Source organism: Helicobacter marmotae (assembly GCF_003364255.1).
Lineage (GTDB): Bacteria > Campylobacterota > Campylobacteria > Campylobacterales > Helicobacteraceae > Helicobacter_C > Helicobacter_C marmotae.
On record NZ_NXLR01000005.1, the window covers coordinates 75,521 to 98,263 of the forward strand.

Here is a 22,743-nt window from a genome sequence, read left to right on the forward strand (position 1 = left end):
CTCCCTTGGCAAAAAAGCACACTCTCTTTGAATGTCAAGCTTGCGGTACTCAAAGCACAAAATGGCTTGGGAAATGCCCAAATTGCGGTGGTTGGGATACTCTCATAGAATTAAAAGAAGACCAAATCAAACACTTAAAGCAAGAATCAACTCAAAATGTCTCCCCTATTGCTATCACAGAAGTAGTATTTGAAGATTTAGAGCATTTTAGCTCCCTTGAAGAAGAGTTTGATATTGTCTTAGGGGGAGGCATTGTGCCCGGAGGGCTTTATCTAATAGGCGGAAGCCCCGGAGTAGGGAAATCTACACTTTTATTAAAAATCGCAGGCAATCTTGCAAGGCTTAGCAAAAGGCAGATTCTCTATGTCAGCGGAGAAGAGAGTGCGGGGCAGATTAAAATGCGTGCCTCTAGGCTAAATGCCATTAGCGAACATCTCTTTTTATTAAATGAAATTGATTTAGACATCATTACTAGTGCGCTTAAAAGCTCTCCCTATAGTTTATGTGTGATAGATTCTATACAAACCATTTACTCCCCTAGCCTTAGCTCTGCTCCCGGCTCTGTCTCACAAGTGCGTGAAGTAACCTTTGCACTTATGCGCTTAGCAAAGGAATATCACATTTCTATTTTTATCATCGGGCATATCACTAAAGATGGTGCGATTGCTGGACCGAGAGTTTTGGAACATATGGTAGATTGCGTGCTGTATTTTGAGGGCGATGCGAGTAAAGAGCTAAGAATGCTAAGAGGATTCAAAAACCGCTTTGGCAGTACAAGTGAAATTGGTATTTTTGAGATGAAAGGTGATGGACTAGTGAGTGCAAAAAACGCTTCAAGGCTCTTTTTTACACAAAAGGAAGCCCAAGCGGGCAGTGCTATTTCTGTAATCCTTGAGGGCTCTCGCGCTTTAGTGATAGAAATCCAAGCTTTAGTGAGTGAGAGTAGCTACCCTAAACGTTCTTCTACAGGCTTTGAAGCAAATCGCCTAAATATGCTCCTAGCGCTTTTAGAGCGGAAATTAGAGCTACCCTTAGGGAGATATGATGTGTTTATTAATGTTACAGGCGGGATTAAGATTAATGAAACAAGCGCAGATTTAGCTGTGATTGCTGCGATTATCTCAAGCTTCCGTAACCGCGCCCTTAATGCCAAAACTGCTTTTATCGGTGAAGTTTCACTTGTAGGTGATATACGCGAGGTGAGTAATATTGAAGTACGCTTAAAAGAGCTTGAGAGTTATGGATTTAAAAATGTCATTCTCTCCAAAAAGCCAGCAAAATGCCCGATTAAGTGCTTTGAAGCAAGCGAGGTAAGCAAAATTTTAGAATGGATGTAGGGCGTTATGATGTAGGGTATGTGAAGCAATGCGCTTTGAGTGATGAAGGGTAGATTTAGCCTTTTGCTTTACATTTATAGCTTGTGATATAAATAAGCCTTGTAAGCAAAGCCCCTTATAAGGGCTATTTCTCACCGCATTCAAAGATTGCAGCATGAACCTTATATGAACGAATCACAAACTTTGCTACCCACAAGGGAAAAACCAAAACCCAGCATTGATAGATAAGCCAAAGGCGCAAGCTTTACTCAAACCACCCAAAAGGGCAAAAAAGTGAGTATAGAGCGCCCCCCGCTAGGCGCTTTAGGCGGTATGCAAAATTTATTTTTGCATACCAAGACATCAAATCAAAAATAGTGCCCCCCTCCCGCAAGGCGCTTTGGCATTTCATAATCAAGCCCTTAAAAAACGACTTGATAAACGCACAAAGTGCGCTTACTAGTCAAGCTTTGAGGGTGTGTGCAAGAATTTACTTTATGTGAAGCAAGACATACCTTAGAAAAAGACTTGATAGATAAGCGTAGCTTAGCTATAAGTCAAGCTTTAGGCGGTTTGTGTGAATTGATTTCACACATACCAAGATATTAAATTAATAGAATCACCACTGAAGCCAAAAGTGATTATTCTTGTATTCAGTGCTAGAGGCTATAATCTCTGCATATACACTTAAAAGAGGAGGTGCAATGTTTGACTTTATCACCACATCAAGCTTTGAACATATCGCGCTTTATTGGTATCTCATTCTTTTTGTCGCTTCAATCTTTGGCGGGGTTGTGGGCTCACTCTCTGGTGGTGCAGGAATGATTACCATGCCACTTTTGCTTTTAAGTGGCTTAAATCCTCTAGCCGCACTTGCTACCAACAAGCTCCAAGCGTGCGTGGGCTCATTTACAGGTGCGGCGCATTATTATGCACAAGGTATGGTGGATATGCGCTCAAATGCCTTGTGTATTACTATCGCAGTGGTGTTTGCAAGCATGGGGGCTTTAAGCGTGCAGGTGGTGGAGAGTGCGATACTCTCTAAAATCCTGCCTTTTGTGATGATTGCTATTGGGGCATACTTTTTATTCTCAAGCAAGATTAGTGATGATGATAGGGCAAAGTCCCCGCACAAACTTCTGCTTTATGGCACTTGTGCGCTAGCGAGCTTCTATGGGGGATTTTTGGGTGTGGGGATAGGCACACTTGTGCTTGCAATGCTTGTGGGCATTGGAGGTTATGGGCTAAGTAAGGCTCTTGCTTCATCACGTTGGATTGTTTTTAGTATCAATATTGCTTCTACATTATTTTTTGTCTTAAGTGGGCATGTTTTATGGCTTTTGGGAATCCTTATGTGCATTGGGCAAGCCATTGGCGCTAGAAGCGGGGCAAAGCTTGCTATCAAACATGGTGCAAAGATTATTAAACCCGTTGTAATTTGTATGTGTTTTGCTATTTCACTACAACTCATCATTAGGGAATTTTTCTAAAAGTCTTGTAAGGATTTTTGTAAGCGCTCTTAGCCTCCCCTCTACACAAGAGAGGCTAATTGAGGTACTTTATCTAGGAGGCTGCTATGAGCAAATATTATGAAGAACACATATTTATTCACAGCTTTACTATGAAGTTGCTTTCGCAACGAGGGCATTGTATAAATGAAATGTAAATACTTTTTTAACTTCAGGTTTGAGTAGTGATTCCATTAGAGAGTCTCTAGTAGATGAAAGCAATTCTTCGGTCGCTCTCACGCCCGCCCGCAAGACATGACAAACTAATTTTCCCCTCATACAAGCCACATTATCGTCTTGAGAGAATTTCCCTTGCAGGTAGCTAAGTCTATTCCCTATAAGGATACAAAGTTTGTCATCACGAACCCCTGATAAGGGGTGAAGAATCTCTGTGGGCTTTCTGTGAATCATTGCTTTTTGGAATGCTAGTAAATGTTGTTACTTTGTCATGTCTAAAGCTTGAGAATCAAGCGAAGAATCTCTCTTGGTGACTAGTGATTCATTTAGAGATTCTTCGCTTCGCTCAGAATGACAAACTAACCGCCTTTCTGGTGATTCTGTTGAGGAGTCTTTAGCGGATAAGAGAGATTCTTCGCCCCTTATTGGGGGCTCTAGACATGACAAACGAACTACCTTTTGTAGGAGAAACCCAAACCACCCAAAAGGGTAAAAAAGTAAAAGTTAGTGCCCCCCTCCCACTAGACGCTTTTAGGTGACAATTTAAAGCCCTTAGAAAAAGACTTGATAGATAAGCGTAGCTTAGCTATAAGTCAAACTTTAGGCGGTACGCAAAAATTTATTTTTTGCGTACCAAGATATTAAATTAATAGAATCACCCATTAATCCTACAAACTTTTCTCCCATTCGTAGGCACTTTTGACAATAAGCCTTAAATCATTAAATCGTGGTTTCCACTGCGTAAGGGAGAGAATCTTCTCATTTTTCGCACTCAAGGCTATCGGGTCGCCTTCTCTACGAGCAGATTCTATGATTTTAAAATCCACGCCACTTATTTCTTTCACAACATTAATCACTTCTCTCACACTATATCCTTGAGAATAGCCGACATTAAAGATATTTGATACCCTTTTAGTCTTAAGATACTCTAAAGCCTCAACATGCGCGCTAGCTAGGTCATCAATATGAATATAATCGCGAATGCAAGTGCCATCTTGTGTGGGGTAATCCACTCCAAAAATACTCATACCCTCCCGCTTGCCACAAGCACATTCACAAGCAACTTTAATGAGATGTGTGGCGTTTTTGCTCCTTTGCCCTAAGCCTTTATGGGCTTTGAGGAGTTCTTGTGTATTATCCATACTCGCCCCAGCCACATTAAAATAACGCAATGCCACATAAGAAAAACCCTCATAGGCTAAAGCACTATCTGCAAGCACACGCTCGCTCATCATTTTTGACGCCCCATAAGGGTTAATAGGCAGTAGCGGGGCGTTCTCATCAATGGGTATAAGTGATATATCAGGCTCCCCATACACTGCCGCTGTGGAGCTAAAGATAAAATGGGGCACGCCTGCTTCTTTGACTAGGGCGATAAGTTGGGTGGTATTGAGTGTGTTGTTTATATAATACTCAAGTGGCTTAAGGACAGATTCCCCCACGATAAGCGAAGCAGCAAAATGGATTATGGCTTCAAAGCTATAAGAGCTTAGAAGAGTGCGCATTGTGGCTATGTCATTAATATTGCTTTGCACAAAGCTCACTCTCTCCCCAAAGCAAGATTGCAAATATGTGATATTCTCCATAAAGCCCGTGCTTAAGTCATCTACAATCACTATATGATAATTTGTGTTTTTTAAAAAGCAGTATGCGGTATGCGAGCCGATATATCCCCCCGCACCTGTCAGTAAAAGATAAGCCATACATATCCCCTAAAAGTGTAAAGTATCAGTGATTTTATAAGGTTTGTTTAAATATTTTGTTTAAGTGCTTGCTTTTATGGCTTTATGGGGTTTATTGCTTAGTTATGCTAAAGTCAAACTTTAAGGAGTGCAAGAATAAGGGGTGTAAAATGAAGCTTTTTCACATTGTGCTTGTTGAGCCACAAATCCCACAAAATACGGGCAATATAGGGAGATTATGCGTAGCGAGTGATAGTATCTTGCATTTAATCCACCCTTTGGGCTTTAAAATAGGGCAAAAGGAGCTAAAACGTGCGGGGCTTGATTATTGGCAGCATTTAGAAGTGTATCAATGGCAGCATTTGCAGGCATTTTGGAAAGCATTTCCTTTAGATAAGCAGCATTTTTTCTTTAGCACAAAAGCAAGGGCTTTGCATTATGATGCACCATTAGAGCAAGGAGGGTTTTTGTATTTTGGCAGAGAAGATGCGGGATTGGATAAAGCACTCCTAGAGGAGTTTCCTACGCAAGTATATAAACTCCCCATGAAAGCAGGCGTAAGGAGCATTAATCTTGCCACAAGTGTTGGCGGGGTACTTTATGAGGGTGTGCGACAATCCCAACTCTATAAACAATGGTAGTAGATAAAAAGCATCGTGTTATTTTTGTTTCTTTTGCTTCCCACGTCTTTTTTGCTTACTCTGTGAGTAAAGATTCACACGCTATGTAAGCTGTATTGCTATGTCTTTGAGATGGCGTGAGCGGAGGCGAAGAATCCCTACCCGAGCTACTAGCGATTTAAGCAGAGATGTTTCGCATTTTGCAAAGCTTCAATATGACAAACTTAGCGACCCGCTCAAGATGGCTAATTATCATCACAAAGACGTAGATTCTAAAGAGTCCCTAATGCCCCCTTAAGCTCTGTTTGCAAAAGATTCTATATCCCAAATGTTGAAAAATTCTTCCGTGAGTTTTTGTGTTCTCTTTTTTATGCTGTCTTCATTCCATATTTCTTCGTCAAATAATTCTTTAGTAATAAGTAAATCCCCACATTTTTTAATACAATGTACCCTAGTGTCATCGCCCTTAAGCTTAATCTCCCAAGCAGCATTTTTAATTGCCTTATTCAAAGAGCCATTGAGAAGGGTCATATTGCCTATTTGGTAGATTAAGCTCTCTGCATGCTCTTCATCTTTTGCTATTTCTCCCCAATGTTGTTTATAAGATTGTGGCATAAGGTGCTCTAGCGTCCATTTGTAGGCTAAATCTTTAGAGTCTTGCTTATTGTTATCCCGTCTATAAAGCTCTATCCAAAATAAAATCAACCCCGCCTTTTTATTGCTAAGTTGGGTATCTTGTGAGCGTAAAGCGTTTTGAATGTCATCTTTTGTGGGAAAGTGGTTTTTTAATTCATCTCTTAAACTCTGCAAAGGTTGAGCCTTATCAAAGTTTCGCGTAATATGCGCAAAGAGTTTATTATAACTTTTAGCGTTTTTATCACACAGCCAAGCAGTTAAAATAAAAATTTCTAATAGCTTTAGGCAACTTTTAAGCATAACTTCATCTTTGATTTTTAATTTCAAAGCTAAGATTAAAGGCATTATGGTGCTTGTATCTGTGATATGTAAAATATGAAATAGCCTTTGTTCATTATTTGCAAAACATAGCGAAGTGTCTTTGTCATAAAAGTGTGGGAAGCTTTGATAGATTTCAGCAGTTTCTTTGATTTTTGACAACAATGATTCTAACTCTTCTTTGTTGTTTTCATTATATTGTTCAATTTGTTTTTTATAAAGATAACTGAGTTGTTCTAAAGTGTCTTTGTCGCTATCAAAAAAGCCATAAATAATTGCAAAAGCGTGTAAGAAAATTTCACTTTGCACTCTCTTTATCCTCCCTGTAGCGACTTCTTCTTGCCAAAATTCTCTTTTTTCTAATTCAAAAATACATTCCCAACACTTGTGATAAAGCATTTCATAATCAAGCTTTAATTCCATAGCTTTATCAAAAATAGCATTTTTAATAATATCTGTTGCTGTAAGTCTCGCACCTGAAGTGTTAATGGAGTCAAAGATTTTTTGCTCATCTTCATTTGAGCCTAAATCAATGCTTACCCATAATTTACAATTAATAATATGATTTAAAAACGGCTCATAGCCTTTCTCATCATCTTTTATTTCTTCTATCGCTTTTGTAAAATATTCATAGCAAGCAATTAATCTATCTTTTATTTTTCCTTTATGTTTGCCTTTTGTGTATCTTTCACTCTCTTTGAGGGCATCAAAATTTTGTGCTTGCATAATTTTACTAAATGATTCTCTATCAAACTTAGAATGCTGAATTTTTGGCTTTTTTTCTTTGGTTGGTCTTTTGAATAAAAATTGAGCATTATCTTGCTTATCATCTTCATCTAATTTATCATAAAGAACTTTTAGCAGAATAGAAAATGTAGTTAATCTCTGCTGCCCATCAATTAAACTTCTTTCTGAACCTTCTCCTGTGCCAGTACCGAGTTGTTTGAGGATAATTGAACCTAAAAAATGCTCCTTTTTCTGCTTATAACCCCCTTTCAAATCTTCAAAAAGCTGCTTCCACTGCTCTTCTCCCCATACATATGCTCTTTGATAAAAAGGGATTTTTATCTCACTTTCATTTTGCATGAATTGAAAATTTTGTGCCTTTGCTTCCATTTCCATTCTCCTTGACACCTTCGATAGCTTCCCAATTTATCAAAAAAAAAAAAAAACAAAATTTAAATATTAAATTTATACTTTAATCATAGGCAAAACTTTGGGGCAAAGCTTTGAGAAAAGCCCTCTTTGTTTGAAGTATTGCAAAGGGTTTGATATTACTAGAGACCTCACCCTTTTGTTGATTCTTTGGGGGTACGAAGTAGAGGCAAAGAATCTCTAAAAGAATCACTAGAAAGCCCACAGAGATTCTTCACCCCTTGCAGGGGTTTGAGAAATGTAGCTTACGCTACAAAGGAAATGAGTTTGTCGCCTCTTATAGGAGTGCGTGTGTAGCAAAATCTCTCCCTGTTTTACTCACAGAATCTATTTCGCCAAACAAAGCGGGGCTACCAGCATTGTGTGTTGGTAATACCTGCATCTTTAGCCTTAAATACAGGGTTTTTGCCCGCCTTTCTTTGCTTCTCATAGTCTTTAAGCACTTTTATAGCGATATTGCCTAGGAGTAAAATCGCTATGATATTCACACAAGCCATAATGCCCATAATTACATCAGCCAAATCCCAAGCTAAGCCAAGGCTAAGCTGTGCTCCAATAAATACCATAGCTACCGCACTTAAGCGAAATATCACCAAAGCAAGTTTGTTGGTTGTGATAAATTTAAAATTCATCTCCGCATAAAAGTAATTCCCAATAAGTGAAGTAAAAGCAAAAAGCACAATAGCAATACTCACAAAGTATAAGCCCATATCCCCCAAATGCCCTTGCATAACCTTTTGCATAAGTGGCATACCGGAGATTCCATAAACATTTTCATTGCTACAAAGCACAATAAAGGCACTCGCAGAGCAGATAATAAGGGTATCAATAAATACAGAGAGAGTTTGTACCATACCTTGTTTAGCTGGGTGGCTTGTATGGGCAGTTGCTGCTGCATTAGGAGCTGAGCCCATACCTGCTTCATTAGAATACAAACCTCGCTTAATGCCTATCACTATAGCACTCCCTGCAAATCCTCCAAAAATCGCTTCAAAATCAAAGGCTTTTGCAAATACTTCGCCAAAAATCCTAGGAATCTCACTTATATTTGCCCCCACTATGACTAAGGCGATGAGTAAATAAAAAAGAGCCATAATCGGCACAAGAATAGAGCTAATGGTGGCTGAAGTTTTATTGCTCCCAAAGAAAAATACAGCACATAAAAGCGCAAGTAAAATCCCTATAAAGGTAGTAACACCTCCATTATGATAGGCTTCACTTCCTACAAAGATCTCAAAACTCGAAGTTAAAGTATAAGCCTGCAAGCCATTAAAACCATACGTAAAGCATAGAATCAAAGAGATGGCAAAAACGATCCCAAAAGCCCTTGAACCCAGCGCACTCTGTATATAATATGCAGGACCGCCCTTAAAGCCATTGTTGCTGTCTTTTTGCTTATAGACTTGTGCTAATGTGCTCTCCACAAACGCACTCGCCCCGCCAAGAATGGCAGTAATCCACATCCAAAAGAGCGCACCCGCACCACCGCTACTAATAGCTACCGCCACACCTACGATATTCCCTATACCCACGCGAGAGGCAGTTGAGATCATCAAAGCCCCAAAGGGAGAAATATGCTCTTTATGGCTTTTTTCTAATAAAACAGATAGGGCATGAGGCAAAAAGCGAAGTTGGATAAATCCTGTGCGAATAGTGAAATAAAGCCCACAAAACAATAATGCAAAAACGAGAAAATATGTATAAAGAAAAGTGCTTGCTGCATTGATAAAATCTATGAATGTTTCCATGATTCCCCTTAAAATGAAACTCCATAATGTAAAAACAATAGGGCTATCACATTATCTAAGCAGGGTAATTATATAACTAATATTTTTTTTACCCTCGCGTTGTCTTTGAAGCAATTTTAGGAAAGCTTTGAGAGTTTTGAGATTTCATTGTGCAGAAACTCTATTTGATTTACCAGCGATTCTCCAAGTTTGTCATTCCAAGCATTGCGAAGAAACTTCGCCCGAATCACTAACAACTCCGTTAGTTTGTCATTCTGAACCTGCGTAGGAGGCGAAGAATCTCTCTTATCCGCTAAAGACTCCTTAACAGAAACACTAGAAAGGTAGTTCGTTTGTCATTCTGAGCTTTCGCAAGAAAGCGAAGAATCTCTGTGGGAATCACTCGACGCACTTTTTGGTAATGCTAAGGGAGATTCTTCGCTTCGCTCTAGAGCTAACAAAGTAATTTCCCTTGAGGGTAGCAAAGTTTGTCATGTCTTGCGGGCTTTATGCCCGAAGAATTCACAAACGAATCACTAGTCGCCCACAGAGATTCTTCGGTCATTACCACTCTCTCAGAATGACAATAGTGGTAGAGTCTCTAGTAAATCGAGCAGCAATTCTTCGGCTTTTACAAAGACATGACAAAAAGTGAGCTTGCCTTATTCCTTGTGTGTGTGTAATTTGTGAGGAACTATCCCTATAGACTGCTATAGAATCTTTAGCATTACTCAAAGTAGCTTAATATCTCATAGCCGCCGTCTTTAAGGTATTTATCCTTTTGCATAAGCTTTAAATCACTTTGTACCATATCTTTTACCAAGCCTTTGAGGTCATATTCTGGCACCCAGCCTAGCTTTTGCCTTGCTTTGCTTGCATCGCCTATAAGGAGCTCTACTTCTGTAGGGCGAAAATAACGTGCATCTACATTTACAACTTCTTTTCCCACTTCAAGCTTGAAGTCTCCATGGCAGGCTTTCACATAGCCCTTTTCATTCACGCCCTCTCCTTTAAATTCCACTTCTATGCCTAGCTCATTAAATGCCATTTTGACAAAATCTCTTACCTCTGTGGTTATGCCTGTGGCAATCACCCAATCTTCGGGCTCTTTAGCTTGTAAAATAAGCCACATCATACGCACATAGTCTTTAGCATGCCCCCAATCGCGTTTAGCAGAGAGATTACCTAAGTAGAGTTTATCTTGCAAGCCAAGGGCGATTTTTGCCACTGCGCGAGTGATTTTACGCGTTACAAATGTTTCTCCGCGAATGGGGCTTTCATGATTAAATAAAATGCCATTACTTGCAAAGATATTATAGGCTTCGCGGTAATTTATGGTTATCCAATATGCATAGAGTTTGGCGCACGCATATGGTGAGCGCGGGTAGAAAGGCGTTTTTTCATTTTGGGGGATTTCTTGCACTAAGCCATAGAGCTCACTTGTAGAGGCTTGATAGATTTTACTCTTTTGGCTTAAGCCTAAAAGCCGCACAGCCTCTAAGATTCTTAAAGTGCCTATGCCATCGGCGTTTGCGGTATATTCTGGGGTTTCAAAGCTTACAGCCACATGGCTCATCGCGGCTAGATTGTAGATTTCATCAGGTTGCACTTGGGCGATAATGCGCGTGAGATTCATAGAATCTGTTAAATCCCCATAATGAAGGAAAAAGTTGCGATTACTCGTGTGTGGGTCTTGATAGAGATGATCGATTCTATCGGTATTAAAGAGCGAGCTGCGCCTTTTGATACCATGTACTTCATAGCCCTTTTTGAGGAGAAATTCTGCGAGATATGCGCCATCTTGTCCGGTGATACCTGTGATTAATGCCGTTTTCATTCCTATCCTTAGAGAAGTGAGATAAATGTGCTATTGTAGGGAAGTTTTGCTTAAGAAGTGGCTATTTCCCAAGTGAGGTGTGAAAAAACTCATAAATCTTATTTTGGAGTTCAAAAATAGCGCGCACGAGTGGATAAATACTTTTATCTTTAAATAAAAATCTCTTATCTTCATCAGTTTTAAAATAATAGGGCTTAGATTCAATCATGGCACTTAGCATATTAAAGCGTACATTGAGGGCTTTAATATCATTTTTTAAAAGGAGATTGTTTCTGTGATATGGGATTTTCTCACAGAGGATAAAAAGCATTTCTTTGAGTTGAGAGAAGTTATCTTGCAAATTTGCAAAACCTTGTAAAATATGTTGGCTATAGCCTCTCTTGTCTTTTTGGCTTTCTTTAATAAGTGAATTTAGCTCATCAAGCTGGGATATAAGCTTTGTTTGGGCTATGGCATTGCCTTTTTGCACAGAACATAGCGCGCTAAAAGATTGCAAGCATAGATTTGTTTGTGGGAGTAATGAATCAGCGCTATATCGGGGATAGATGACTTTAGAGATACATAATGCAAAGACAAATCCAAGCAAAATATCGCCAAAACGATAGGCTAAAAGCTCCATAAAATTACTATCCACAAAGGCAAATAGGAGCACTAATTCAAGCATAAGCACGAGCGAGTAGAGGATAAAGGGGTAGGTTTTAAAATACACCACTAAAAAGAGATTAATGATAAAAATACAAAGCAGAGCAGGGCTACCCCATAATGTGAAGCTTAGGATTATGCCAAGTATGAGTCCAGCAAGGCTACCAAGTATAGAATCTTTACCCGTTGATTTAATCATACTGATATTTTGGTGCATCATAGAGACGACACCAAGGGCAATCCAAGCCCCATGCGTGATTTGAAAAAATTGTGCAAAAAACATAGCAGAGCCAATAGCCAAGGCATAGCGAATCGCATAAAAAAACGGAGCAGGATTAGCTAAGAGCGATTGATATAAGTCTTTTATGCCCTTAGCGGCAGGGGTTTCTACAAAAGCTTGAGATTGCAATGAAGAGAGACGTTTGAAAGATTCTATCTTAGAGTAGAAAATTTTTAGGGCGTTAATCCACTCTGAATCTCCATTATGCAAGAGGGCATTTTTAAAGGCGTGTTTTTTAAAAATAGGCTTTTTGCCATAAAAGATATGTGAGAGGGCATGGAGATTATAAGTCATTTCTTTTTGAGCAGTTTTTAGGGCAGGGCAGGGGTTATGGAGGAAGTAGTAATTGAGCAAATCAAGCACAGAATAGATAGATTCTAATTTATAGAGATAAAAAAGGGCGCGTTTGTGGTTTTTGATTAAATGGGCGTCTTTAATTTTAGCAGAAGCGGAGGTAAGCTTTGATTTCAGCAATAAGATGTGATTTAGGGCTTGGGATTTAAGCGTTTCATAGTCTTTTGTGCCGAGATTTTCACTCATCATAGAGAGTTCAAAAAGCTGGGCTACAAATTGTGTTTGTATGAATCTCCCATATTGCCCAAATGATATAAAAAGCCTTAAAGCTATGCTGACACTCCCGCCAATAAGCGCTGCGGCTATACACTGCCATAAGGGGATTTCAGGGTGGGAGGCTGAAAAGATATTCGCCACAAGGGCATTAATGAGGGCAAGTGTTAGCACCTTTGGCAAATCGCTATCATATACTTCACTTATACCTATGCTAAAGGCAAGGAGCATGGAAGGAAGCGTTAGCCATACACTCTCCTCCCAAGTGCCAAATATCGGTATAAGCGCGCATACAAAGAGCACAAAAAGCACAAGATATTTCCAATCCATATCTTTATTGCTTTTAAAGCCATTGAGGAAGAATATATACATTGACATCATCACTGACCAAATCAGCACAGAAGTCCCAAGTAAAATATAGCAAAGCACGCCACTTATGCAGATAGCAATCATCGCTTTAAGTGCGTAAAATAAGCCAAAGAATCCCGCATCATAGACATAAATAAAACGTCTAAAGATGAGATTATACAAATAAGAGGGCATTATTTTTTATAATAATCTCCGCTTGCACTTACACATTGCTGTGTGCATTGGGTTTTATCACAAATGGTGCGGCATTCTACACTTTTGAAGTTGCCCACAGGCTGCTTTTTAGCACATGCACTATATGTAAATAAGCCTACCATCATACATATAAAAGCACAGAGTGATTTCATATTATCTCCTTTGAATATCGCTTGCAAAAAGGCTAAGAAAGGCTAAAATTGTAATGCGTTTTTGTTACATATTTGCAAATTTATGTAGAATTCATCATTGCATTATCATAGAGATTTTAGAGATAGAATCTTGCATTTTAGCATTAAGGATTTTCAATGGAAGCAAAAGCCCCAAGATTAAGTGCTGCATTATTAAAGCGTATTTTTATCGCTGCGAGTATTCGCCGCTGGAATGACCAAGCTACACCAGTAGAGTTTGTCGAGCTTGATAAGCAAGCCCATAAAATTGTCATAGCCTATATTTTGGCAAAGTATGAGGAAAATAATGGCGGGAAGATTGATTGGGAGAGGTTGATATTGCAATTTTGCTTTGAGTTTTTTGAGCGCATTGTTTTAACAGACATTAAGCCTCCAGTGTTTCATCAGCTCCGCGCTTCTCATAATAAGGAGCTTGTGGAGTTTGTATGCGAGCAGCTTGTGGGTGAATTAGGGGAGTATGAGTTTTTCCCTATGATGAGAGAGTATTTGATAAGCCAAAAAGCAAATCTTGAAAAACAGATTCTAAAAGCCTCACATTATTATGCCTCTAAATGGGAGTTTGATATTATTTATAACTTTAATAGTTCAATGTATGATGTGCAAAATATCCGTGATGAGATTAATAAGCAAGTTGAAGAGCATTATCATTTAGTGGGTATGCAGCAAATTATGCTTTATGAAAATGTGCGCGAGCTTGTGGCGATGTTTGGGCAGTTGCGATTCCAAAAGCGTTGGAGTCAAACGCCTAGAATCCCCGCTACTTCCGTGCTAGGGCATACCCTTGTAGTGGCTCTCAGTGCGTATTTAGCAAGCTTTGATATAGGCTGTTGTGAGAAAATGCGCATTAATCACTTTCTTTGCGGGCTTTTCCATGATTTGCCAGAAATTTTAACGCGCGATATTATCTCGCCCATTAAACGTAGCGTGCGGGGGCTTGATAGATTGATTAAAGAGATTGAAGAAGAGGCGGTGAGAAAGAAAATCTTAAGTATAGTGCCTGCGAATATCCAAGAAGATATAAAGTATTTCACACAAGATGAATTTGCTAATCGCTATATGATTGAGCATTTCCCGCATAATGCCTTAAATGGGGAGGAATTGATGAGTAAATTTAATGCCAATGAGTATAACCCCATTTATGGAGAGTTTTTGAAGATTTTTGATCATTTAAGTGCATATTTAGAGGCAAAAATCTCTATAAGTCATGGCATTTCAAGTGATGATTTGGTTTTTGGCGCACAGGGGATATATGAAAAATGTGCAAATAAAATCGTGCAAAATATCGATATAGGCAAGCTTTTTAGGGATTTTGCTTAAATTTCTCAATCGCTTTTGCATAGCCTTAAGGTGTGCTAATACTTGAGGTAATATCTTGCCAATTTTTAGCCTCATAGATATTTTCTTTGACACTAAAGGCTTTTTCAATACTTAGAATCTCCTCAAATGGTGAATTTGAATGATAGAGTATGCGAGATTCTCCCTTAGGGTAAGAATGAGCGCAAGTAATATTGGCAAAATAGCAAATCATAGAGGCAATATCTGCATTACTCATAAGCATTCCATCACGCTTTAAGGGGGCATTTTCAAAAAAGCCCTTGACTAATAAAAGTGCGTCAGATTGCTTACCTAGCTGTTCTCCATGATTATTTAGAATCTGCTTAAAGCTATCATAATGCCCATGGTCGCTTGCGATAATAATAGCACTATTATCATAGATATGCTCATTTTTAAGATAGGTAAGCCATTGTGTGATGGCTTGAATAGAGCAGAGTTCATTATTGTAGTGGTTGTGGTTATAGGCATTTTGATATTCTTTGACAATGATATTTTTATAGGCTTGTGGGAGCTGACTTTGGGCTGATATATTGGGCTTGCAATCATGGTCTAGATACCATGGGTAATGCGAGCTTAGGCTTTTTATGTATTTAAAAGTGGGCTTTTGGGCGTTGGTATTTGAAGTGAGGGGAAACATAGCGATGTCGGAGAAATATTTGATTTGTGTATGGAAGTCATCAAGTGCATTAACAGAGGCAAAGAGCCATCGTTCATCTTTGTAGATTCGCGCTCTTATGGTGTATGGAGCGGCTCGAAATAAGCCTATGGAGATGAGTGTGCCTAGTGCATTATGAGATTTTTTATAATCTGCTAGGCTTTGGGTGATATAGGATTGGAGATGGTATTGTTGTATATAAGCACCCATATACTCTCCCTTATTCTCAGCCAATGTAGCCTCATCCCCTAGCACTTTGGCTAAATCTTCTTTACGCAAGGGGTCTAGCCCATATAGAGCAATCTCATAGCCATTTTCTTGCAAAGTTTTGGGGATCTTGCTAAAGGCTTGTAGATATGAATCATAGGGGCGCTTTATGCCCTGCTTAAGCAGGGAGAGTGTGGTGTAGCTATGCCCTCCTAAAATGGCTGGGGTGTTAAATTGTGTGTTATTTGAAGTAGCAAGGGTGTTGTGATAATAAGTAAAGCCCTTAAAGTGCTCTTGCAATGTGGGATTATCTTCTAGCATTATCTCAAAATGCGAGCCACTAAAGGCATCTAAGATAAGCACGAGTATATTTTTATCCTTAGAGAATGCAAGGAGTTTGTCATTGTATGAGGGGAGCTCTGTGGAGCTAAGATGTGAAGTCTCACTTGAGTGAAAGATATGAAAGCCATAGATTCCACTTAAGCTTAGTAGCCATAAACTTATGATGGCAAAGATGTTTCTTAATATATGCGGGAAGTGATAAAGCACAAAGCATAACCCAAGTGTGCAAAGCCCATAGATGAGGTCAAAGTATTTATTAAATCTCCCATAGATAGGTGCTCCTCCTTGAAATACGAAATTCTCTAATACCCCATAGCTTTTAAAGCGATAATCCCCCACAAGCACAAACGTATATACCACCCCAATACATAAAATCACACTTAAACCATAACTCATAAGCTTAAGCATAGAAAACTTAAATATAAAAGCCTTATATAAAAAGCTAGAAAGATATATCAGCAAAGATGAAGAGAGAAGAAATATCCCAAAAAGCGCACAAAGGGTATGTAGAGTCTGGGTAGCATCAAATTGTGATACATCACTGCTATACACTGCAAAAGGTGTAAAAACACATATCATAAAGCATATATTGATAATAGCAAGCATAGAGATATGCTGGTAGATTTTGGAATCTTGTGCATTCTCTTTGTTTGTGGAGTTGTGTTTATGTGTGAGTTTTTTAAAGAGGGAGTAAAAAGGCTTTTTGTCAGTTTGAGTTTGTGAAACGACTGAAGAATCTCTGTAGGCGACTAGTGATTCTTTAAGCAATTCTTCGCCTAGAGGCTCAGAATGACAAGAGGATTGAATTGCTGGTGATTCTCTTAAAGATTCTTCGGGCATAAAGCCCAAAGAATGACAAGTGAGAGATTCACTTTTGACTTCACTCGTATTGCTTTGATGTTGATTTATAGAAGTGGGGGTTTGGGAGTGTTTTTGAGTATTGGAATGTTTTGTAGAATTCTTATGGGTAAGGGGAGATTCTAGCTTTGAGGTGCTACTATCCGGGCTATACTCTGCCCCCCCCCCCGTTGCTTAAGAGAGTTTTTAAGAGAACTTTGAATTGCAGAAACATAAAAAGCCTTTGTAAGAGTGATGGGTTTAATTCTAAATTGAGGCGACTTAAGAAACTATAAAGCATTAAGAAATCATAGAGAAAACTTAGGCTAGAATACGCCAAAAGGCACTCCTTAGAGAATTTGAGAATATAGAGGAGTGATATACCAAAAGGAGCAAATATGCTTTTACATACTTTCATTATGCCCCCCCCCCCGCAGCCTAAAAGCTAAACTTTTATTTTTTCACGTATTGTTTGTTTCCATTTTTACATTTTTTATATTTCATACATTCACCTTTTGTATTCAAGGCAGGTGAAAATGAGAGTGTGCATTGTGATTCCAGCCCATAATGAAGAGGCTGTACTTGAGATGACGTATAAAGAATTGCAAAAGGTGTTTATAGATTTGCTAGGCAAGGGGGAAATTGCTAAGGATAGCTTTTTATGCTTTGTAGATGATGGAAGCAAGGATAGCACTTGGGAGATTCTCACACATTTAGCAAGCAATACCCACATCCGCACTACTGCCTTGAAGCTTTCGCGCAATTTTGGACATCAAAACGCGCTTTTAGCAGGGCTAGAATATGTGGCTGATAAATGCGATTATGCGTTAAGCATAGATTGTGATTTGCAAGATGATATTTTGGCAATTTATGAGTTTATTGCTAAGGCTAAGGCTGGGGCGGAAGTGATTTTGGGGGTGCGAAAATCACGCAAAAAAGATAGCTTTTTTAAAAAATATAGCGCGTTAGGGTTTTATAAATTTATGGCATTTATGGGTGTGAAAATCACTTATAATCATGCTGATTATAGAGCGCTCTCATCGCGCGCGATAAAGGCATTGCTCCAATTCAAAGAGCGCAATCTTTTCTTACGTGCTTTGGTGCCCTTGCTTGGGTTTAAAACCGATAGGGTAGAGTATGATAGATTAGAGCGATATGCGGGGGAAAGCAAATACCCCCTTGCCAAAATGCTCTCTTTTGCAGGCAATGGTATTACAAGCTTTAGCATTATGCCCTTGCGTTTTGTAAGTATGTTGGGCATGGTGTTTTTTGCTATGTCTTTAGGTTTGGGCGTGTATGCACTTTGTGTGAAGTTTCTTAGCGATGGTGTGGTGTATGGCTGGACTTCTACGATTGTGCCTTTGTGCTTTTTTAGCGGGGTGCAGCTTTTGAGCTTGGGAGTGATTGGCGAGTATATAGGTAAGATTTATGCTGAGACTAAGGAGCGACCTCGCTACTTTATAGAAGATATTGCCAACCCGATAAAGGAAGCTTAAGTATAAGAAACTTCGCTACCCGCAAGAGAAACCCACACATAATAAACACCTACAAAGGAAATTACTTTGGCATCACGAGGGAGGGCGCAAGCCCGACCGAAGAATCTCTATAAGAATCACTAGTCGCCCACAGAGATTCTTCGGTCATTACCACTCCCGCTAGAGGCGACAATGAGTCCAATCCGCAAGACAAAATTACCTCACAAGGGAAGTTAGTTTGTCATGTCTTTGCTTTCGCAAGAAAGCGAAGAATTGCTCTTATCCGCTAAAGACTCTTTAATAGAATCGCTAAAGACTCCCGTCTCTTGTCATGTCTAGAGCCTGTGTAGTAGAGGAAATTGCTTTTAAGCTTCTAGTAATTCCTTTAGAGATTCTTGGGGGAGACAATCTCCCTGTGAGAGGCGACAAACTTTGCTACCGCTCGGGAGTTGGGCAGATTTCCCCCGCCTTCATTCAAGTATAAGCACTCAAACATACATAAAAAGCCCATAGTTGAGAGGGAATGAAATAAAATAAGCATCTAAGAAATATTTTGATAAACTCTTCTATACATTTTTACACAATTCCATTATAAGGAGTGCAAATGGCTAGGCAAATGACCCTGCGGGGGGGGGGCAGCTATTAGCTAAATCCCTGCCTTGGCAGATAGGATTTATAGGTTTTGTATGTTTGTATTGTCTGGGCGTGGCTTATGGTAGCGCTTTTAGCGTGATTGATGATCACACACTTTTAAAAACACTTTTTTCTCACAAAAATATCCCCTTTTTTATTCAGCCAGAAATTGGCAGATTCTATCCGCTTGATGGGCAGGAGCTTAATATCCTAAGTGCGCTATTTGGGCTAAGTGCAAATGTTTTTTATACTTTTAATGCCATTTGCGTGGCTGTGGTTGTCTTTGCGTTGCGCTATGGGTTTAATGTAATCCTTTTAGAGATAGTCCATACTTATGGCTTAAATAATGAGCGACCAAGCATTGCTGTGCGTAAAATCCCTTATGTCGTGGATATATTATTGATACTCTTATTGCTTTCCCCTGCATTTATTACTTCGCAACTTCGGCTTTTTGTGCCTGAACGTATGGAATTTGTGTTTTTAAGCCTTTTTTTGATGTGCTATGCCTATGTGTTAAGTAAGCCGCGGGGCTTTTGGAGCTATTTTGCGCTTGTGTGCGGGATAGTGTGTGCAAATATCAGTATGTATTATAAAGAGACTACCTTTGCATTTTTATGTGCTTTTGGCTTTGTGCATTTAGTTGGTGCGTATATCAGTAAAGCCCCTTGCAAATGGGAAATAAAGATTTTTGATTGTGCGCTTGTTTTAGGGGCTATAGCTTGGTTTGTGCTATATGTGTGCCTTATTTTGCTCCCTAAAACCTCTCAAGGATTCTACGGGGAGAGTTATTATGGAGCAGCCCTTGTGTTTGCAAAGGCAATTTTTACCAATATGTGTAGTGAGCCGTTTTTGTATGGAGCTACCTTTGGTGCGCTTGTATATAGAATCTACGCCCTGCTTTTTAAAAAGCAGCCCTTTAATGCCCTGCTTGATGCGAGCATAGTCGGATGTGGAGTATTGCTCCTAGAATATGCGATTTTAAAGATAGTCTCATATCATTATTTGCTTCCGGCATATATTTTTGGCTGCATTGTGCTAGGTGCATGTGTGCTACTCTATTGGGCTAATGGCTACATTAGGGTGGTGGTGCTATGTTGTGGGCTTATGTTTGTAGGGAATAGTATCTTTACTTCTGCGTATGTGTGGGCGCATTATAAGTTTGTGCCACAAAATTTCCAAGCTACACTTGCCTTTGTGAGTGCTTATACTCAAGCTAAGGCTGGGACACGTATTTATATTGAAGGTGTAGATAGGGTAGCGAATGTAGAGGTGTATCATAGTTTTTATGAGTGGCTTAAGGCTTATGGGGCTAGAGATTTTGACTTATTAAGTGATAGGGCAGTTGATAGCCGTGCCAAAGGGCGCGATAATAAGGAGGCTAAAATCAGTGTGTTTCAAAATGATGTTGCTATACCTAAACAAAGCGGGGATTTAGTGATACTCACCCCCTATAGTCAAGAACCCTTTAATTTAGAGGGCTATAAGCAAAAGTATGAGCTACTTTTTAGCGCGGAGTATGGCTATAATGTCGCACATCTTGGGCTAAAAACGTTCATTAAACTTGCCTTGCTTAAAGCAGGCTTAGCACAAGGAGATACAATCCTCTCGCATAATGCCTTTGGCTTACCCTTGCATTTTTATGTATTTAGGGTTAAGTAAGCTCCTTATGATACAAGCTTATAGGGCACTTATGGTAGCCTATATGCTATTTGTCTTTAGCTCATAGACAATAGGGAGCTCGATTTTTGTCGTTACATTGAGGATAGGGAAGTCATGCTGGGCTTTTTTGATAGCATTTATCGCAGCGATATTGAAAGGGTCATGTGGGCATGCTTTGACTAAGCGGATATTTGCCACCCTGCCGTCTTTATAAATAATAAACTCTACGACCACTTCGCCCTCTAAGCCTCGCTTTCTTGCCATTGTTGGGTATTTGTTTTTCCTATCAATGGCACGTTTAATTTTAGAGAAAAGCTCATCTTCGCTTCCATCCCTATATGAGAGCGTTTGGATAACATCTCCTTCTTCTATTTTTTCACTCGGTTTTGCTTTGGGAGTTTGGGCAGGGGGGGTGATTTCCTCTTCTTTTTTAGCAAGTTTGCCATGCTCTTTGACTATCTCTTTATGATGATGTTTTTTCTTCTGCACGACAGGCTGGGGCTTAGGCGTATCGACATTTTCTTCATTTGAGGGATTTTGGAAAGTCGCCAAAGCAATGGTGGTGATATTATCCCCATTTTGCTGCAAGTCTATATTGTGAAAGAAGTCAAATAGCATAAGCACAAGCCCCGCATGCACTGCAAAGCTAATTAAGAATCCTGCACGATTAGAAGTGAAAAAGTGACTATTTTGACTTAAGAGATTATATGTGTTATTTTGTTTTGGTTGAGATTCCAAAGTTTTCATGACCTTTCTCCTTTAAAACATCAACAATTTGAATGAAGCTTTCAAATTTAGAATCTTTATCGCTTTTAAGCTGGATAAGTGTTTTATTATCAATATTAGCAATCTCCTCTTTGAGAGAGGGTATATCAATAGGCTTATCATTGAAATAAATAATATTCTCACCATCAATAGTGATAACAATAGGCTTTTCATCTTTTGCTTGCTGGTTTTGACTTGCATATGGAAGCTCGACTTTTATTTGCCCTTGAGCGATGAAAGTTGATATGCTTAGCACAATGGCTAAAAGCACGAGCATAACATCAATGAGGGGAATTACATTCAAGCCGTCTCTTTTAGGGATTCTCATCATCTAAGCCTTATTTTCTTTATGTGCAAGTTTGTAGCGATTAAGCATAACATCCATTTTACGCACAAAGCAGTTATACACAATTAAAGTAGGGATAGCCACGACTAGCCCAAGAGCCGTTGCCTTAAGGGCGGTAGATAAGCCAACCATAATGCTCTGAGCGTCCATACCCCCACTCATACCCATATCATAAAAGGTAATCATAATCCCAAGAACCGTGCCTAAAAGCCCCACATAAGGGGCATTAGAGTAGATGATATAGAGTGTTGTGAGATTCTTACTTAATGCTTCTTCTAATGCCTCTTCATCTGTATAGTCATTGAGGTTTAAACGGATATAAAAGATTAATCTTTCACAGCTAAACCATAGGCTTAAAAAGCTCATCAAGCCTAAAATAGCGAAAATAATATGGTCAATATTGTCTTTTAGAATCTCCATAGGCGATACTCCAAATATGAATGAATAAATTTTGGGATATTATAAAAATCATTATTAAGATAACCTTATATTTGCTTTTAATTTCACTTAAACTTCATACTTCTATCAAGGTTTAGTATCTTGGTTTATTGGTTATGTTTTGGCGTCATTGATTTAATATCTTGGTTTGTGTGAAATCAATTCACACAAACCGCCTAAAGCTTGACTTATAGCTAAGCTACGCTTATCTATCAAGTCTTTTTCTAAGGTATGTCTTACTTCACATAAAGTAAATTCTTGCACACGCCCTCAAAGCTTGACTAGTAAGCGCACTTTGTGCGTTTATCAAGTCGTTTTCTAAGGGTTTTAAGTTCTCGCCTAAAAGCGCCTGTACGGGGGGCACTTCTATTAATTTGATGTCTTGGTATGTGTGAAATGAATTCACACATACCGCCTAAAGCCCTGCGGGGGGCACTAGTTTTGACCTTTTTACCTTTTTGGGTGGTTTGGGTTTCTCCTACAAAAGGTAGTTCGTTTGTCATGTCTAGAGCCCCCAATAAGGGGCGAAGAATCTCTATTTGATACACCAGAAATTCTCCAAGTTTGTCATTCTGAGGGAGGGCAACGCCTGACCGAAGAATCTCTTTTATCTACTAGAGACTCTCTAAAGGAATTGCCCCTATTGTCATTCTTTGGGAGCACAAGGTGGAGGTGAAGAATCTCTAAAGGAATCACTAGTCGCCCACAGAGATTCTTCGGTCATTACCACTCTCTAAGACATGACAATAGTGGTAGAGTCTCTAGTAAATCAAGCAGCAATTCTTCGGTAGCCATCACGCCTTCCCGCAAGAGGCGACAAATGAACTCTCT

At 39.3% G+C, this 22,743-nt stretch carries 23 protein-coding genes; 10 read left to right on the forward strand and 13 right to left on the reverse strand.

The features are described 5' to 3' along the window. Nucleotides 1–5: 5 nt before the first annotated feature. Both radA and CQA63_RS04230 read left to right on the forward strand, forming a co-directional pair. Nucleotides 6–1,337, forward strand: coding sequence for a DNA repair protein RadA (gene radA, locus CQA63_RS04225; RefSeq protein ID WP_104699851.1), 1,332 nt, complete (start codon nt 6–8; stop codon nt 1,335–1,337). Between the two features lie 683 nt (nt 1,338–2,020). After that, nucleotides 2,021–2,806 (forward strand): TSUP family transporter, encoded by a 786-nt coding sequence (locus CQA63_RS04230; protein WP_104699850.1) that lies wholly within the window; start codon nt 2,021–2,023, stop codon nt 2,804–2,806. Between the two features lie 129 nt (nt 2,807–2,935). Here CQA63_RS04230 and CQA63_RS09415 read toward each other — a convergent pair whose 3' ends face one another. The 3 genes from CQA63_RS09415 to galE form a co-directional block, all read right to left on the reverse strand. Further along, complete coding sequence (locus CQA63_RS09415) at nt 2,936–3,235, reverse strand: hypothetical protein (protein ID WP_147288720.1); 300 nt, start codon at nt 3,233–3,235, stop codon at nt 2,936–2,938. A gap of 27 nt (nt 3,236–3,262) precedes the next feature. Next, on the reverse strand, nt 3,263–3,448 hold the full coding sequence (locus tag CQA63_RS09420) for a hypothetical protein (protein ID WP_147288721.1): 186 nt from the start codon (nt 3,446–3,448) through the stop codon (nt 3,263–3,265). A gap of 221 nt (nt 3,449–3,669) precedes the next feature. Then, complete coding sequence (gene galE / locus CQA63_RS04235) at nt 3,670–4,704, reverse strand: UDP-glucose 4-epimerase GalE (RefSeq protein WP_104699849.1); 1,035 nt, start codon at nt 4,702–4,704, stop codon at nt 3,670–3,672. Nucleotides 4,705–4,853: 149 nt separating this feature from the next. On the opposite strand from galE, the gene CQA63_RS04240 reads away from it, so the two are divergent. Then, nucleotides 4,854–5,324 (forward strand): tRNA (cytidine(34)-2'-O)-methyltransferase, encoded by a 471-nt coding sequence (locus CQA63_RS04240; protein ID WP_104699848.1) that lies wholly within the window; start codon nt 4,854–4,856, stop codon nt 5,322–5,324. Between the two features lie 273 nt (nt 5,325–5,597). Here CQA63_RS04240 and CQA63_RS04245 read toward each other — a convergent pair whose 3' ends face one another. Both CQA63_RS04245 and CQA63_RS04250 read right to left on the reverse strand, forming a co-directional pair. Next, a complete protein-coding gene (locus tag CQA63_RS04245; RefSeq protein ID WP_158655471.1) occupies nt 5,598–7,373 on the reverse strand; it encodes a DUF262 domain-containing protein in 1,776 nt (591 codons plus the stop codon). A 389-nt stretch (nt 7,374–7,762) separates the two neighbouring features. Further along, on the reverse strand, nt 7,763–9,160 hold the full coding sequence (locus tag CQA63_RS04250; RefSeq protein WP_104699830.1) for an alanine/glycine:cation symporter family protein: 1,398 nt from the start codon (nt 9,158–9,160) through the stop codon (nt 7,763–7,765). A gap of 127 nt (nt 9,161–9,287) precedes the next feature. On the opposite strand from CQA63_RS04250, the gene CQA63_RS09735 reads away from it, so the two are divergent. Further along, complete coding sequence (locus CQA63_RS09735) at nt 9,288–9,428, forward strand: hypothetical protein (protein ID WP_158655468.1); 141 nt, start codon at nt 9,288–9,290, stop codon at nt 9,426–9,428. Nucleotides 9,429–9,866: 438 nt separating this feature from the next. On the opposite strand, the gene gmd is transcribed toward CQA63_RS09735, so the two are convergent. From gmd to CQA63_RS09740, 3 genes are all read right to left on the reverse strand, one after another. After that, on the reverse strand, nt 9,867–10,976 hold the full coding sequence (gene gmd / locus CQA63_RS04255) for a GDP-mannose 4,6-dehydratase (protein ID WP_104699831.1): 1,110 nt from the start codon (nt 10,974–10,976) through the stop codon (nt 9,867–9,869). 61 nt (nt 10,977–11,037) lie between these two features. Continuing rightward, complete coding sequence (locus tag CQA63_RS04260; protein WP_104699832.1) at nt 11,038–13,008, reverse strand: FUSC family protein; 1,971 nt, start codon at nt 13,006–13,008, stop codon at nt 11,038–11,040. Further along, nucleotides 13,008–13,181 carry a hypothetical protein gene (locus CQA63_RS09740; RefSeq protein WP_170128364.1) on the reverse strand — a complete coding sequence of 58 codons (174 nt, stop codon included), beginning with the start codon at nt 13,179–13,181 and terminating at the stop codon, nt 13,008–13,010. Before CQA63_RS09740 ends, CQA63_RS04260 begins: the two co-directional genes overlap by 1 nt. 156 nt (nt 13,182–13,337) lie before the next feature. Here CQA63_RS09740 and CQA63_RS04265 point away from each other — a divergent pair, with 156 nt between their 5' ends. Continuing rightward, entirely contained in the window at nt 13,338–14,537 is a 1,200-nt protein-coding gene (locus tag CQA63_RS04265) for an HD domain-containing protein (protein WP_104699833.1), read from the forward strand. Between the two features lie 25 nt (nt 14,538–14,562). On the opposite strand, the gene CQA63_RS04270 is transcribed toward CQA63_RS04265, so the two are convergent. Further along, entirely contained in the window at nt 14,563–16,599 is a 2,037-nt protein-coding gene (locus tag CQA63_RS04270) for a sulfatase-like hydrolase/transferase (protein ID WP_104699834.1), read from the reverse strand. Nucleotides 16,600–16,611: 12 nt separating this feature from the next. On the opposite strand from CQA63_RS04270, the gene CQA63_RS10370 reads away from it, so the two are divergent. From CQA63_RS10370 to CQA63_RS04285, 4 genes are all read left to right on the forward strand, one after another. Continuing rightward, entirely contained in the window at nt 16,612–16,743 is a 132-nt protein-coding gene (locus CQA63_RS10370; RefSeq protein ID WP_280524189.1) for a hypothetical protein, read from the forward strand. Between the two features lie 389 nt (nt 16,744–17,132). Then, nucleotides 17,133–18,092, forward strand: a complete 960-nt coding sequence (locus CQA63_RS04280; protein WP_104699836.1) for a glycosyltransferase family 2 protein — start codon at nt 17,133–17,135, stop codon at nt 18,090–18,092. A gap of 310 nt (nt 18,093–18,402) precedes the next feature. Beyond that, a complete protein-coding gene (locus CQA63_RS09745) occupies nt 18,403–18,555 on the forward strand; it encodes a hypothetical protein (RefSeq protein ID WP_170128365.1) in 153 nt (50 codons plus the stop codon). Between the two features lie 206 nt (nt 18,556–18,761). Continuing rightward, the gene (locus CQA63_RS04285; protein ID WP_233706601.1) at nt 18,762–20,363 is read left to right on the forward strand and encodes a hypothetical protein; all 1,602 of its coding nucleotides are present in this window, start codon (nt 18,762–18,764) and stop codon (nt 20,361–20,363) included. A 39-nt stretch (nt 20,364–20,402) separates the two neighbouring features. Here the strand turns inward: CQA63_RS04285 and CQA63_RS04290 are convergent, their stop codons facing one another. The 4 genes from CQA63_RS04290 to CQA63_RS09750 form a co-directional block, all read right to left on the reverse strand. Continuing rightward, nucleotides 20,403–21,110, reverse strand: a complete 708-nt coding sequence (locus CQA63_RS04290; RefSeq protein ID WP_104699838.1) for an energy transducer TonB — start codon at nt 21,108–21,110, stop codon at nt 20,403–20,405. Further along, nucleotides 21,076–21,456, reverse strand: coding sequence for a TonB system transport protein ExbD (gene exbD, locus CQA63_RS04295; protein ID WP_104699846.1), 381 nt, complete (start codon nt 21,454–21,456; stop codon nt 21,076–21,078). The genes CQA63_RS04290 and exbD overlap by 35 nt, the downstream gene beginning before the upstream one ends. A gap of 3 nt (nt 21,457–21,459) precedes the next feature. Then, nucleotides 21,460–21,894 carry a TonB-system energizer ExbB gene (gene exbB, locus CQA63_RS04300; protein ID WP_104699839.1) on the reverse strand — a complete coding sequence of 145 codons (435 nt, stop codon included), beginning with the start codon at nt 21,892–21,894 and terminating at the stop codon, nt 21,460–21,462. 259 nt (nt 21,895–22,153) lie between these two features. Beyond that, nucleotides 22,154–22,318, reverse strand: coding sequence for a hypothetical protein (locus CQA63_RS09750; protein WP_158655469.1), 165 nt, complete (start codon nt 22,316–22,318; stop codon nt 22,154–22,156). 90 nt (nt 22,319–22,408) lie between these two features. Here CQA63_RS09750 and CQA63_RS09425 point away from each other — a divergent pair, with 90 nt between their 5' ends. Then, on the forward strand, nt 22,409–22,588 hold the full coding sequence (locus CQA63_RS09425) for a hypothetical protein (protein WP_147288722.1): 180 nt from the start codon (nt 22,409–22,411) through the stop codon (nt 22,586–22,588). Nucleotides 22,589–22,743: the final 155 nt, after the last annotated feature.

Bases quoted from the DNA above. Each gene is read 5' to 3' on its own strand.
- exbB (WP_104699839.1), bottom strand. From the start codon at position 21,894: ATGGAGATTCTAAAAGACAATATTGACCATATTATTTTCGCTATTTTA.
- CQA63_RS04280 (WP_104699836.1), top strand. From the start codon at position 17,133: ATGAGAGTGTGCATTGTGATTCCAGCCCATAATGAAGAGGCTGTACTT.
- CQA63_RS04240 (WP_104699848.1), top strand. From the start codon at position 4,854: ATGAAGCTTTTTCACATTGTGCTTGTTGAGCCACAAATCCCACAAAAT.
- CQA63_RS10370 (WP_280524189.1), top strand. From the start codon at position 16,612: ATGACAAGTGAGAGATTCACTTTTGACTTCACTCGTATTGCTTTGATG.
- CQA63_RS04260 (WP_104699832.1), bottom strand. From the start codon at position 13,008: ATGCCCTCTTATTTGTATAATCTCATCTTTAGACGTTTTATTTATGTC.
- CQA63_RS04245 (WP_158655471.1), bottom strand. From the start codon at position 7,373: ATGGAAGCAAAGGCACAAAATTTTCAATTCATGCAAAATGAAAGTGAG.
- CQA63_RS04270 (WP_104699834.1), bottom strand. From the start codon at position 16,599: ATGCCCGAAGAATCTTTAAGAGAATCACCAGCAATTCAATCCTCTTGT.
- CQA63_RS04230 (WP_104699850.1), top strand. From the start codon at position 2,021: ATGTTTGACTTTATCACCACATCAAGCTTTGAACATATCGCGCTTTAT.
- exbD (WP_104699846.1), bottom strand. From the start codon at position 21,456: ATGAGAATCCCTAAAAGAGACGGCTTGAATGTAATTCCCCTCATTGAT.
- CQA63_RS04265 (WP_104699833.1), top strand. From the start codon at position 13,338: ATGGAAGCAAAAGCCCCAAGATTAAGTGCTGCATTATTAAAGCGTATT.
- CQA63_RS04250 (WP_104699830.1), bottom strand. From the start codon at position 9,160: ATGGAAACATTCATAGATTTTATCAATGCAGCAAGCACTTTTCTTTAT.
- CQA63_RS09415 (WP_147288720.1), bottom strand. From the start codon at position 3,235: ATGATTCACAGAAAGCCCACAGAGATTCTTCACCCCTTATCAGGGGTT.
- galE (WP_104699849.1), bottom strand. From the start codon at position 4,704: ATGGCTTATCTTTTACTGACAGGTGCGGGGGGATATATCGGCTCGCAT.
- gmd (WP_104699831.1), bottom strand. From the start codon at position 10,976: ATGAAAACGGCATTAATCACAGGTATCACCGGACAAGATGGCGCATAT.
- CQA63_RS04290 (WP_104699838.1), bottom strand. From the start codon at position 21,110: ATGAAAACTTTGGAATCTCAACCAAAACAAAATAACACATATAATCTC.
- CQA63_RS09740 (WP_170128364.1), bottom strand. From the start codon at position 13,181: ATGAAATCACTCTGTGCTTTTATATGTATGATGGTAGGCTTATTTACA.
- CQA63_RS09745 (WP_170128365.1), top strand. From the start codon at position 18,403: ATGTCTAGAGCCTGTGTAGTAGAGGAAATTGCTTTTAAGCTTCTAGTA.